8 protein-coding genes and 1 pseudogene are annotated in these 12,894 nt (G+C 62.9%); 1 reads left to right on the forward strand and 8 read right to left on the reverse strand.

Annotated elements, in window-relative coordinates:
* Nucleotides 1-63 precede the first annotated feature (63 nt).
* The 7 genes from B0G74_RS29540 to B0G74_RS29570 all read right to left on the reverse strand — a co-directional run bounded on the left by B0G74_RS29540 (nucleotide 64) and on the right by B0G74_RS29570 (nucleotide 8,268).
* Complete coding sequence (locus tag B0G74_RS29540; RefSeq protein ID WP_132378866.1) at nucleotides 64-816, reverse strand: peptidylprolyl isomerase; 753 nt, start codon at nucleotides 814-816, stop codon at nucleotides 64-66.
* Between the two features lie 37 nt (nucleotides 817-853).
* Nucleotides 854-2,227 carry an HlyD family efflux transporter periplasmic adaptor subunit gene (locus B0G74_RS29545; RefSeq protein WP_132378868.1) on the reverse strand — a complete coding sequence of 458 codons (1,374 nt, stop codon included), beginning with the start codon at nucleotides 2,225-2,227 and terminating at the stop codon, nucleotides 854-856.
* On the reverse strand, nucleotides 2,205-4,787 hold the full coding sequence (locus B0G74_RS29550) for an FHA domain-containing protein (protein WP_132378870.1): 2,583 nt from the start codon (nucleotides 4,785-4,787) through the stop codon (nucleotides 2,205-2,207). Before B0G74_RS29550 ends, B0G74_RS29545 begins: the two co-directional genes overlap by 23 nt.
* A 229-nt stretch (nucleotides 4,788-5,016) precedes the next feature.
* Nucleotides 5,017-6,471 (reverse strand): efflux transporter outer membrane subunit, encoded by a 1,455-nt coding sequence (locus B0G74_RS29555; RefSeq protein ID WP_132378872.1) that lies wholly within the window; start codon nucleotides 6,469-6,471, stop codon nucleotides 5,017-5,019.
* A gap of 226 nt (nucleotides 6,472-6,697) precedes the next feature.
* Nucleotides 6,698-6,979: a hypothetical protein gene (locus B0G74_RS29560; RefSeq protein ID WP_132378874.1), complete on the reverse strand. Its 282-nt coding sequence runs from the start codon at nucleotides 6,977-6,979 to the stop codon at nucleotides 6,698-6,700.
* 303 nt (nucleotides 6,980-7,282) lie between these two features.
* Nucleotides 7,283-7,717: a DUF4399 domain-containing protein gene (locus B0G74_RS29565; protein ID WP_132378876.1), complete on the reverse strand. Its 435-nt coding sequence runs from the start codon at nucleotides 7,715-7,717 to the stop codon at nucleotides 7,283-7,285.
* A gap of 47 nt (nucleotides 7,718-7,764) precedes the next feature.
* Nucleotides 7,765-8,268: a DUF4399 domain-containing protein gene (locus B0G74_RS29570; protein ID WP_132378878.1), complete on the reverse strand. Its 504-nt coding sequence runs from the start codon at nucleotides 8,266-8,268 to the stop codon at nucleotides 7,765-7,767.
* A gap of 367 nt (nucleotides 8,269-8,635) precedes the next feature.
* Between B0G74_RS29570 and B0G74_RS29575 the strand changes: the two are divergent.
* Nucleotides 8,636-10,610 (forward strand): annotated as a pseudogene (locus B0G74_RS29575) (SUMF1/EgtB/PvdO family nonheme iron enzyme).
* A 54-nt stretch (nucleotides 10,611-10,664) separates the two neighbouring features.
* Here B0G74_RS29575 and B0G74_RS29580 read toward each other — a convergent pair.
* On the reverse strand, nucleotides 10,665-12,809 hold the full coding sequence (locus tag B0G74_RS29580) for a serine/threonine protein kinase (RefSeq protein WP_132378880.1): 2,145 nt from the start codon (nucleotides 12,807-12,809) through the stop codon (nucleotides 10,665-10,667).
* Nucleotides 12,810-12,894: the final 85 nt, after the last annotated feature.

A 12,894-nucleotide genomic window follows, 5' to 3' on the forward strand; every position in this document is an offset into this window, starting at 1 on the left:
TTGCGGACCTCGAATCGGCGTGTCGTTGCGTTGTTTCAATACGGCGTGCTAGCCCCGATCGGGCTAGCGCGCTTCGATCACGTGCTCCTGAGCGCGTGCGATCAGCCAGCCCTCGCGCAGCAGCCGCCGGACTTCGGAGGCCACGTCAGCGTCGAGGGTCGCCGGATATTTGGCCGTCACGGCGAAAATCTCGAAGCACGAGCGATCCGCCGACGGAAACGGACCAAGCAGATCGCCCACCGCCGCGTTGAAAATCTTCGCTTCGATTTCCGGCTTCAACGAGCCGCGCAGCACCTTGCCGATTACGCCGCCCGCTTCGCGCGTATCCGCGATCGAATGCTCGCGCGCCATGTCGGCGAAACTGTCGGGATCGTCGTGCAGGTACGAAATCATTTCCTTCGCCTTGCCCTCGCTGTCGAGCACGATGTGGCTCACTTCGATTGCATCGAACTTCGGCGAATTCAGCGCGAAGTAATCCTTGATCGCGGCCTCGTTGCCGATCTCGTCGAGCATCTTTTCCTGATACAGGCCGTCGGTAATGAAGGCCTCGAATTCGTCGAGGCTGACATTGAGGGCGTCGAGGTACTGATTCATATCCGTCGCGCGATGCAGGCCGCGCACGCGGCGGAACTGATCGGCGCGTTGCTGGATTTCATCGGCGGTGACAGTCATGCCTTGCTTCTTCGCCGCGTGAACCGTGAGCTTGTCGCGCACGATCTGCTCGATCAGGCTCTCGAACTGGCCGGTCAGTTTCAGAAGACGAATAAATTCGGCCACGTCCACGACTTCGTCATCGATTCGCACTATCGCGGTCATTTCTTCCGCTCCTTTAATTGACGTGTGATCCGCGCGGTCATCCCGCAACCTGCCTGAACGGATCGAGACCCAGATCGATCAGGCGCCGCTCGCGCACCACGATCTCAGCGCTTGCCGTCATGCCGTAACGCAACGGATAGCGCGTGTCGGCAATCTGGTAGTAATTTTTGTCGAGCGTGACGCGGCCTTCGTACACCGGCTGCTTGTCCGTCGCCGACGGCTTGGTGGCCGGCGAAATATAGGCCAGCGTGCCGCTGATCAGCCCATAGCGTTGATACGGAAAGGCGTTGAATTTGAGCTTGACGGGCAGGCCCTCATGCAGAAACGCGCGATCGTGTTCGGCGATTTCGATCTTCAGCACAGGCCGTGCGTCTTTGGGCGCAATACCGCCGAGCGGCGCGTTCGCCTGAATCTTGTCGCCGCGCTGCGTCGACGTCACGTCGGTGATGACGCCCGAGACCGGCGCGAGAATCAGCAGGAAATTGTCTTTGTCGATGTTCTCGAAGCGAATCCGCGCGGCCGCTTCGGACACCAGCCGCGCACTTTGCAGTTGCAGGCGCAACTTGTCTTCCGCGTCGGTAATGTCGCGCACCGCCGAATCGTATTGAAGCTGCAGGTCGGTGGTCTGCTGGCCGCTGGTTTCCAGTTGCGCATTTGCCTGCGTATATTCGTGGCTCAAGCGGAAATCCAGCTCTGCGAGCTTCGATTGCGCGACACGGTACGCGTTATCCGCTTCCATCGCCGCAGTGCGCTTCTGCTCCACCTGCAATTCGGCAATGCCGCCGCCGCCCGGCTGCGCGAAGAGACGCGAGTAGCGGTCCAGTTCCTGACGCGCCGCTTCACGCGTGCGCCGGGCATTGTCGAGGATGCTGCGTGCTTCGTCGAGTTCGGCCTTCTGCCCTTCCGCGAGTTTGGTCGTGCCTTCGGAGACGCGATTTTCGTGCTGGCGCGCTTCCACTTCCATCTGCGTCTTGAGCGCGGCGGCTTTGCGCTCCAACAGCGCCTTCTTCTCGGGGAATTGCTTCCAGTCGCGCTCGGCGTCTTCCAGTTTGAGTTGGGCTTGCAATGCGTTGCTGGCGGCCTCGATCGCGCCGCGCGCATTCAGGCGCGCGAGCACGTCGCCTTTCGACACCGGTTGCCCCTCGGCGATATACAGATCGGCGAGTTCGCCGTCGATCGGCGCATAGATCCGGCGCACCTCCGATTCCGGCGACAAAGTGCCTTGCGCGCTGACGATCACGTCCGCACGTCCCACGAACGACCACAACAGCCCGACCACGACCAGCGCGACCATCGCCCAGATCAGCGCGCGCGCGAGACGCACTGGCTCCGCCATCAGAATCGCGATGCCCTCGACGCTGTGATCCTCCAGCGCCTCCGACAACGGCCTAGGGTGATTGTCGCGTTTCACTCTGCTCGCCCCCGATTAATGCCAGCTTCGCTTTCAGAAGTCCCGGATCCAGCACCATGCGCAACTCCGTCAGCGAGCGGCGCTGCAAATTGGTTTCGGCCTCGATATCCGCAAGCAGCCGGTCGAAGTCGGCGGGATGATCGGCCTTCAGTTGCGTGTAGATGCGCATGCCCTGTTGCGCCGATGTTTGCGCATCGGAAAGCAGACGCGCCTCGCTGCGAAATCCCGGCGAAATACCGGCTTCGAGACGCTGCGTACCGCCGATCGAGCCACCCGCGCGATACTGTTTCCACAAACTCTGGGCACGCAACATCAAGTCTTGCGCACGCGCCAGCGCTTTGTCGTGCAAGGCGGCGACGTCTTTCTGGATCGACTGCAGGAACCACACGTCCGTTGCCGGGTCGAGGCTCGCGTAGAACGACAGAAGGCGCTGGTCGTAATCCTTGTCGCCGTGCGTCTTCTGCAATTGCGCGTACTGATCGAGCAGTGCCTTCTTGTGCGCCAGTTCCGCCGCGAGCACGTCGGACCAGGGCCCTGCGGGCATGGCCTGCAAACCGGCCAGCGCCTGTTGCGCGTCGCCACGCCGCCATGCCGCTGTCACCGCGTCATGGCGCGCAATCACGTCTGACGAAGGCAAACGGCTGGCCGCCAGCTGCTGAAATTGAGCCTGAAAAGGCGGCGTGCTGAAGCGCGCCGATTTCAACATGGCGAGCAACGGCACCAGTTGCCGGCTCAACGCGGCGTTCAACAAATCCGTGTATTGGCGCAAATCCTGACGCACCCGATCAATGCCGGCGAGACGCGGATAGCGCTGTGCATAATCGTCGAGCACGGGAGGCAGCGCGTCGGGTTTGTCGCGCGCCAGTTCGGTGCGGATCGTCCCATTCAGACGGTCGATGGCGGCGAGGTACACCGAATCATCGCTTTCGAGTTTACGCAGATGGCTCAGCGCCTGCGCATAGGGATCGGCGAACACGGGCACGTAGGAAGCGATGCGGTCGAGCGCGCGCTGATGGCTCTTCGCGTCGTCTTCCCAGCGTTGCAGCAGGTTGTCGATCGTGCCCTCGTCCACGTACATGCGAATCGGCGCGTCCATGCCGCCGCGCGCCGCGACGAAACGCTCCAGATCGCCCACCCATTGCAACTCGCCGATCAGCGACGCGGCGTCCGCATTGTTCGCGCTCAGCGAGCGCATCTCCTTGAGCAACGCGTCGGCTTGATCGAACTGAGCCTTTTGTAACGCGTTCAGCCAGCTGGGGAGCTTCGCCTTCAACAACGCTTCGCTCGCTAGCGCGCTGACTTTGGTGTCCGTGGGATGGTTCGCCAGATAGCCCGATGCCGCGGTGACCGCGCTCGTGTAATCGCCGTTCGCCAGCAGGTTCTTCAACTCGCGCTCCGACGAACCGCGCATGTAAAGCGCCGACGCAATCGCCACTATCACCACGACGCCCACGCCGCCCCATGTCGCCATGCGCCGCACGCTCGCGCGATCGTCGATTGCAAACGCCTTGCCGAGTTCGCCCGCGAGCAAGCGCCAACGGCGCGGCCGGCCCTTCGCGGCGGCCGTGCTGGCAGCGCCATTCGCACCGTTGGTTCCGTTCGTGCCAGTCGCCCCTCTTGCCGTGCCGGTCGGCGCGTCGCGCTTCGCATGCGCGGACGCGGCCTGTGCCGCCTCGTTGACTTCGTCTTCGCGTTGGAGGCCGGGGTCGACGCAAAAGATATCGAGGAATGAATGCGCGGCGCCGACGAAGGTGGTCTTGTCGGGATCGGCTGCTTCGTCGGCGGCCGGATTGAGGAATAGTTGTGTCACGGTGGGCTCGACTTCAGGGGGTTTCTGCAGCGTCACCCTGTAGACGAAGTGGTCTCCGCCAAATGCAACGAGGTCGCCCTCTACAAGTGGCAGCGCGGACTCGTCCAGCCGCTTTCCGCCGACGAATGTGCCGTTGGTGCTGCCGAGATCTTCGACATAGAGCTCGCCACCCTTCAGAAAGATATGCGCGTGACGGCGCGAGATGTAATTGACCTGATGCGGATAGCGGTCCTTGTAGCGCGAGAAGACTTCGTCCGCTTTGCTGACCAGAAACGGAAATGCCTGCACCTCGATGGGTTGCAGGCCGAGATCGTCGCGCTGCGGCACGAGCAGCAATCCCGGTGCGGTGGGCGAACTCGCGGCCGCCACGATACGCGCGCGCGGCTCGATGCTCACCCGGTAGCAGAGCTCGCCGCCGAAGCACAGTTCGTCGCCGGCGCGCACGCGGGCCGGTGTTTGCCGCACCGCCACGCCGTTGACCGTCGTGCCGTTCTTGCTGCCGAGGTCGGCGACGTAGACCGCGCCGTGTTCCGTGAAAACCCGCGCATGACGGCGCGACAGGCGCGCAATCCGCTCGGCGGGATAGTCGGTAAAAGGTGCCTCGCTGCGCCCGATTGCAAACAGGTTGTCGACGATCCGGATCGCGTCGAGCGCGGGACGTTGCGCGGACGCAGCCGGCGACAACACCACGTCGAACGCGGCGTCTTCTGTCGCGCGCATCTCAGCAATCGGAGCTTCGCCGGCGGCCATTTTATCTGGATCACTAAGCGTTTACCCGTTGCGGCGAGAGCGCAACGGAAACGGGACGAAGGACTACGGCGGAAAGATATTGTTCGAGTGAGCCGTGCAAAAACCGGCCCCTTAAAGATTGTAAGTCACACATGGCGAGTGTCAATTTTCCGATCGTCGAATTATGAAGGCAACGAGTGCGTCAGATACAGCCGAAATACCCACGCTGCGCGCCACATTGCGGATTAGCTCAGTGTTCCTTTACTTCAGCCTGCACGTCGACGCTCGGCCAGCCGCCGCCCAGCGCTTTATAAAGCAGCACCGTGTCGGACAGAATCTGTTGATGGTTGGCGAGCAATTCCTGCTGCGCCTCCAGCAAGGTCCGTTCGGTTTCGAAAACCTCCAGTTGCGACACCACGCCGAGGCGCAATTGCGACTGGATCTGGTCCGCGACGATTTGCAGCCGCGACACCTCCTGCTGCAACTCCACCCGCTGTTCCTTGTGCGAATTCACATTGACGAGCGAGTTTTCCACTTCCTCGAACGCGGTCATCACCGCCGCGCGATACTGCTGTTCGGCCACCGTCGATTGCGCTTGTGTGACTTTCACATGCGCCCGCACGCCGGGATCGAGCAGCGGAATGTTGATGCTGGGCATGAAGCCGTACGTGAACGATTTCAGCAGATCGGTCAGCGCAAAGCTCGCGGTGCCGGCGTGTCCGGTCAGGCTGATGGTCGGCAGCTGCGCGAGCTTGGCCTGTCCGACGAGGTCGTACGCTTCCAGCACTCTGAACTCGGCGGCCACCACGTCGGGACGGCGCGCCAGCAGTTGGGCGGGCAAGCCGTCCGGCACGGGCGGCAATTGCACGCGCTGCTGCAAATGCCCCTTGGGCATCCGGAACTCGCCCGCCGGCACGCCGATCAGCGTGCAAAGCGCGTTATTGGCCAGCGCGCGTGAACGGCGCAGGTCGAGCAGCTGATTGGTCAGGCGGTTGATCTCCGCTTGCTGGCGCAACACGTGGGTTTGCGGTATGAGGCCGTTGCGGCGCTGGCCGTCGTAAATCGCGAGAATCTGCCGGTTTGTTTCGAGCGTTTTCTGTTGCTGCTCGATCTGGTCGTCGAATTGCAGAATCTGGAAGTACGTGCTGGCCACGTTCGACACCAGTTCCAGATAGCCGGCGCGCCAGTCCGCCTCGCTGGCATGGAATTCGGCCTTTTGCGCCTGCACGCCCTTTTCGACTTTGCCCCAGATATCAATGTCCCAGTTCACCTGCGTCGCGAGGTTGTACTGCTTGGAGAAGGTCTGGTGCGTGGTCTTTTCGAAATCGGCGCCGAAGCCGAGATCCATGGTCGGCAAGGCGCCCGCTTTGGCTTCGCCGATCTGCGTGCCGGCCACGTCGATACGCGCGGCCAGTACCTTGATATCGAAGTTGCCGGCAATCGCTTTCGCGATCAGCGTGTCGAGATAGGGATCGTGGAAGCCTTTCCACCAGTCCGGTTCGATCGTCGCGGCGGCCGATACGGGCGCGCCTTTCTGATCCGACCACGAGGCTTTGGCGGGCGTGTCCGGACGCTTGTAGTCGGGCATGCTGACATCGACACAGGCCGACAGCGAAAGCACGCATATCGTCGCCGCGCAAACGCAGCGCAGCGCAGATGTCCTGCGGAAGAAGCGCTGACGAGCTGATGAAAGCAACGCTGACACGATGGTCTCCGATGGCGCCCAATTCGTTGCACGAGTGGAGCGCGCCCTTTAAGTAAAGCATCTCCTGCGCGGCTTCACCATCGAAGCGATGCAAGAAGATCGGCGCGGGAATCGGGCGGTGAAACGGGGGGTCGCGTGAAAAGAACGATTGGCTGCGAAATCTTTTTGAGGAGCGGCCGGTAAGAGTCCGCGGAGGCTGTCGTGCCTCCGCGGCGGCCTGCGCCGTTTAGTGCACGTTGATGTTGTTGCTGGCGTACACGTGCGGATTGATCGTGGACGAGATGCCCGAGACGAACGCTGCGTTGTTGCCGTTGGCGTTCTGGATGTTCATCGTCGTGTTGATCAGCTGGGTGGCGTCGACGGTCTTGCTGTTGTTCGGCGCATACACGGGCATGAAGTTGAAGTACGACGAGGACGGATAGTAGCCGGTGCCGCCGCGCACGGCGCTCATGGCCTTGCTGTCGAGTTGTTCGGTGATGGACAGGTCTTTGATCATCAGCGTGTTCATGGTAAATCTCCTGGGAAGGGAATACAGCACAGTTTGCGGTTGGGTTCGAGCAACTTGTCTGCTCGAGTGTCACTAACGCATGGGCTGTGCCAGGATTGCTTTCCTATCCTAAGAAATGTGCCGGAATGCTGTAGATAAAGGGTTGCGGGGCTGGCAGTGAGGCGAACGTGAGACAAAGCGGTGAAGCGGCGTCCGGAGGATGGTGGATTGCGGCCAACAACCCGTGAGAAATTGTTGGCTGCGGCGTGACACTGAGGCGCTGACCGATGCGCCGCGTCACGCCGCGCAATACGCAACCGCGCGTCACCGCGCAATGACGGTGATCTTCTTCGAATACACCGGTGGATTGTGCGGCACGTGCATGTCGTCGCCCATCAGCAGCTGCAACGTGTGCTTACCCGGCGGGAGTTGAATCATGGTCTCCGTTTCGCCCGCGCCGAAGTGCAGGTGATTGCGATCCGATGGAATCTCCTGATCCATCGGCGGCAAGTCAGTGTCGATCAGCAGATGATGGTGGCCGGTATTCGGATACTTGACGCCTTTGGGCGCCACGCCCATGTAGCGCAGGCCGAACCACACCTTGAACGGCTTGTTGGCAGGGACGACCTGGCCATCGTTGGGATAGCCGATATACGCATAGGCGCCGGCCGGCGCCGGCGTGCTGCCTGCAAGGGCGACATTCGGCGAAGCCAATGCCGCCGACATGACGAGCGCCGCGACCGCGATGATCTTGTACATGAAGGTCTCTCCGTCCTGACGGACCCGCTTTGAACGAACGGATCGCGCTAGTCTTTTAGCACGGTGATGGTGATCTTTTTCGAATACACAGGCGGCACATGCGGCACGTGGTTGTGGTCGCCGAGTATGAGTTGCAACGTGTGCTTGCCCGGCGGCAACTCAATTCGCGCGTCCGTCTCACCCGCACCGAAGTGCAGGTGATTGCGATCCGATGGGATTTCCTGATCGAGCGGCGGCAGATCGGTGTCGATCAGCAAATGGTGATGGCCGGTGTTGGGGAATACGACGCCCTTCGGGCACACGCCCATGTTCCGCAGTCCCATACGCACCCACAACTTGCCGCCGTGAATCACCGTGCCGTCCGATGGCCAGATGATGTATTCCTCGGCGCCCGGCGGCGACGCCGTTTGCTCGGCTGCCGCAAAGACGCTCGGCACCATGTTGCCGAACATGAGGACGAGCGTCGCGCGCAAAGCCCGGCGCAGCGCCTCGCGACGCGCATTCGATCCATGACGCACGTCGAGAACAACGGGGGTAACGGTTCTTCGCATAGCGCACTCTCCCGAAGAGTGGTCATGGCCAGGTCGGCTGCACAAGGCAGGCCGGGCGTTCCGGCTGGATGTCGCGGGCGCACGCGCGATTGGACGGCCACTTGGTTAAAACGAGCTTGCCGCCCTACTTTGTGAATTAGCTTAGGTCGTAACTTGCCAAAAAGATACGCCACACTCGTTAACCGTATAACGCATTCGGGGCACGCGGACAGTTGTGGCGCGCAAAGCGCGTGCTATCGTTATTAAGAGGTTGCAGATGGATGGTCGATAGCGGCGTCGATGTTTCTCGCAATTCACTCCAGCAGTTGATGCGAGTAGCGTGGTCCTCGATTGCCTATGTTCTGTCCGGAACAAACAGGATGTAAAGATGTGGCGAATATTCATGCTGGTATGCGTGGCCGGGGCGATGCAGGCGCATTGGGGCGACGCTTTTGCGGCGCCGCAACGTGACGGCGCCGAGCGGGATACGAGTGCGGCGAGTTTGCCGCTCACGCTGGTCACTCCGTTCGCGCCGCCACAGGGCAATCTGCTTTCTCCACGTATCGCGCTTGTGATTGGTAACGGCGCGTACGGTGCGGACGGTGTGGATCGTACGGATCGCACTGACACGCAAGTGGACGCGCTGCGAGAGAACGCGCCGCGCGACGCCGAAGCCATGCGCGACAGGCTCCAGACGCTCGGCTTCGACGTCATCATGCGCATGAATGCGACGCCCGCAGCAAATGCGCGAGGCCATTGGCGAATTCCATCAACGCTTGCGGGCAGGCGGTGTTGGCCTCTTTTATTTCGCGGGACACGGCATGCGAATCGGCCCGCAAACACTGCTCATCCCAGCGGGAGTGGATGCCCGCTCGCCGGCTGAGGTCGTGAGCAACGGTGTCGATTTGCACGCCGTATTGCAGGCCATGCGCGGAGCGCGTGACGGCCGGCTCAATCTGGTGATCCTCGACACGTGCCTGAATAATCCGTTCTCAGCGGACGTGACGGACGATACGGCCGCGCTTCCCGGCAATACCGTGGTTGCCTACGCCACCGCGCCCGGCGGATTCGCGGCTGACGGCACACGCCACGGTGTCTATACGAATGCATGGCTTCACGCGCTCGACAGCGCTCCGTCGCTGGCGCTGCCAGATCTGTTGCAACGCGTCGCAGCGCAGGTTCGCGACGCGACCGGCGGCGAGCAATCGCCGTGGCTTGCCTCGTCGCTTCCTCAACCCTTACTGATGGCCGATGCTGCGTCCACCGCTCGGGATAATCCCTTGGTCGCGCTGCATAGCAGAGGCATCCTGCCGAAAGACAGCAGCGAACAATACGAAATCACGTTCTGGAATTCGATCAAGGACAGCAACTACCCGGGCGACTACGAGGCGTATTTGAAGGCTTATCCGAACGGCCGCTTCGCCACGCTCGCTCATGCGCGCATCGACCGCTTGCGTGCCGCGGCGACGTCGAACACGCCGTCCACCGCCACGCCTGCTGCGCCTTCAGTTGCACCCGCGCCGCAAGCCGCGCGGCCAACGCCGCCGGCTAGCACCCCGGCACCCAAGCCCACTGCAAGCGCTGCTCCGCCGGCCGCACCACCTGCAGCAGCGGTCGCGCAAAAGCCCGTCACGCATGCGCCGGTTGCCGGCGAAAGCCGCGATTGCGCCACCTGTCCGATCATGATCACCGTGCCCGCGGGTTCGTTCTCGATGGGCAGCAGTACCGACGACCCGTCCGAAAAGCCCGTTCATCACGTGACCATTGGCGCGCCGTTCGCGATCGGCAAGTACGAGGTGACGGTCGACCAGTGGAACGCGTGCGTCGCCGCCAATGGCTGCCAGAAGCTCACGCCGGAAAGCAACACCAACAAGGCCGCACCGGCGCGCGACCTCAGTTGGGACGACGCGCAGCAATACGTGAAATGGTTGAGCAAGACCACCGGCAAACCGTACCGCCTGCCCACCGAAGCGGAATGGGAATACGCGGATCGCGGCGGCACCACGACCGCCTACTGGTGGGGCGATCAGATGCGCAAGGGCAACGCCAATTGCAAGGACTGCGGCGAACCGTGGCACAAGGAAGGACCCGAGGCCGCCGGCTCGTTCGCGCCGAATCCGCTCGGCCTGTACGACATGAACGGCAGCGTCTGGGAATGGACCGCCGACTGCTGGCACAACTCCTACCAGGGCGCACCCGCCGATGGCCACGCATGGGACAGCCCCGGCTGCGACATGCGCGTGATTCGCGGCGGTTCGTGGCGCGAAGGCGGCAGCTACATGCTCAGCGCGACACGCTTCAAGTACAGCTCGGGCGTGCGTCAATCGCAGGATGGCTTCCGGGTCGTCAAAGATCTCAAGTGACTTGTCGGCTTCGCGGGCGGTTCATAACCGGCTCGCGAGCCGCGCTCGCGCCGCTCAGGGCGAGCGTGGTTTCGTCGTGATCGGCGCGAAATCGGCGACGATGTGATCGTGGCCGTATTTGCCGCCGATCTGCGCAAGCCGCGTGTCGAGTGCGCGCAGATAGTCGGCGCGCGATTCGCTCTCCGGGCGCGGCTTATCGAAGAGCGGCGCCGGCGTGATCAGCAGCACGACCATCTCCGATCCGAACGGCTTTGAAATGATCCAGTCACCCGCGCTGCCGATCGTGGCGGCGTAATGCGGCGGCGCCTGATTGTCCTTCGCGCGCGGGCTCGGCACCATGTGCACGACGCTGCCGTCGAGCTGGTAGTAGTCGAGGTTCACATACGAGTCGTAACCCGGCGTGGTGACGTCGACGACCAGCGGGTTGCCTTCGCTCAACTGGCCACCTGGCGGCCGCACATGCAGGGCCGCGACGTGACCGGCCTGCATGTTGTGAATCCAGTAGGGCGCGAATGCTTTGATGGTGTCGCATTTGTCGTCGGCGAGCGGCTCGACCTGGAGCGTCAGCGTATCGACGCCCGGCAACGCCGCCAGCGTGTCCTTCAGATGCGCCGCGCCATAGCGTTGCGAGACGTAGCCACGCACCGTCAGCGAGTGGTCCTGGACTGACGCGGACAGCGCCGAACAGGGCACTTGCGCCAGCGCCGGCGTGATGGCGGCGAGGGTCAGCGCCGGCTTCGGCGCGGGCGCCGCCGGTCGCGTGGCGGGCGCGGCCGCAACCGGACTTGCCGGGGGGGCCGCAGGCGGCGCGCTCACCGGCCCCGACACCGTTCCTTCCGAAGACGACGAACCCGTCTGCTCCGCCAAAGCCTGCGAAGCGCCCGCCTGCGTCTGTGATCCGCTGTGCCGGTTCGGCGCCGAGCGGAACGCGAACACGCCGACCGCCGCCGCGCACACTACCGCGAAACTCGCGAGCCCCACCTTCGCCAGCGTGCCTGACTTTTCCGCACGCGCTTCGTTATCGAACTCCGCGATGAAGCGCACCACGCTCGGCATGCGCGAATTGCGGTCGAACGACAGCGCGGCACGCAGCGCGCGCCATTGCCTGGAATCGAGATTGGCCGGCCGCTGCGGCTTGAAATCGGCATTGCGGGCTTGCGTCGCCGACAAGCGGTCGAACGGATGGTGACCGGTCAGCAGCTCGTACGTGATGCAGCCGAGCGCGTAGATGTCGTCGCGCGGATCGGGCTCGCGGTGCTCGATCATTTCTGGGCTGGCATACGCGGGCGTCAATGCGCCGAGGCTGCCCGGATCGAACACGGTTGCATCGCTCTCCTCTTCCGGACGCTGGAACACGCGGGCAATGCCGAAGTCGATCACCTTGACTTCGGCATTCGTCGTGAGAAACACGTTGGCGGGCTTGAAGTCGCAATGCACGAAGCCGCGTTCGTGCGCATAGGCGAGCGCGCTGCACATGCCGCGCACGATCGGCAGCGCCGCGCGCACCGGCATGCCCTGGTAGCCCGGCGTGCGCAGCAACTGGCTGAGCGGCTTGCCGGACAGGTACTCCATTGTCAGATAGACGATCGGCCCGTCGCGGTCGAAGTCGTACACCGTAATGATGTTGCGATGCGCGAGCACTTGCGCCTTGCGCGCCTCGCGCTGCAACGCCACCAGCGAATTCGGGTTGCCGCGGAACTGAACGTTGAGCACTTTGATCGCGAGATACGGCTTGCGATCCGAGGCCTCGAGCTTGCGCAGATCGAGTGCCTTGTACACCGTGCCCATGCCGCCGACCCCGAGGCATTCTTCGAGCACGAAGCGGTTGTTGAGCGTGTCGCCGGTGCCTTTGATCTGGTCGTGTCCCGCCGCACTGCCGGTGCCCGCTGCATTGGCCGAGCTTCCCGCGCTGCCCGCGCTGGCTGACCGTACCGACGGAATCTCGACAGTGGTCTGGATGCCGGTTTCGTCGCCGCCCGCCGCTACGTTCGACACGCGCAACTGCTCGATGCGTCGCCGCACTTCCACGTAGAGATCGTCGGGGAGCGGCGCCTTGCGATGTGCCGCGCCGAGCATGTCCAGCAGCTGCGTGGGGCCGAGTCCTTCGGTCGTCAACGTGCTGTCGAGTTGAGCCACGAACTCGTCACGGGACAGCTCGCCGTTCTGAAAGTCGTGAATCACACGCGCAAGGCTAGCCATTTGTGCGAAGCGCCGCCGCTGCCGTTGGGCCGGATCGCGCGCGATCCAAACCTCTCGGGCTGATAGAGAACCTTTCGTAACCAGT

The sequence above is a fragment of the Paraburkholderia sp. BL9I2N2 genome (assembly GCF_004339745.1).
Lineage (GTDB): Bacteria > Pseudomonadota > Gammaproteobacteria > Burkholderiales > Burkholderiaceae > Paraburkholderia.

Coding starts and splice junctions, on each gene's coding strand:
- B0G74_RS29565 (WP_132378876.1), bottom strand. CDS start 7,717: ATGTACAAGATCATCGCGGTCGCGGCGCTCGTCATGTCGGCGGCATTG.
- B0G74_RS29550 (WP_132378870.1), bottom strand. CDS start 4,787: ATGGCCGCCGGCGAAGCTCCGATTGCTGAGATGCGCGCGACAGAAGAC.
- B0G74_RS29560 (WP_132378874.1), bottom strand. CDS start 6,979: ATGAACACGCTGATGATCAAAGACCTGTCCATCACCGAACAACTCGAC.
- B0G74_RS29540 (WP_132378866.1), bottom strand. CDS start 816: ATGACCGCGATAGTGCGAATCGATGACGAAGTCGTGGACGTGGCCGAA.
- B0G74_RS29580 (WP_132378880.1), bottom strand. CDS start 12,809: ATGGCTAGCCTTGCGCGTGTGATTCACGACTTTCAGAACGGCGAGCTG.
- B0G74_RS29570 (WP_132378878.1), bottom strand. CDS start 8,268: ATGCGAAGAACCGTTACCCCCGTTGTTCTCGACGTGCGTCATGGATCG.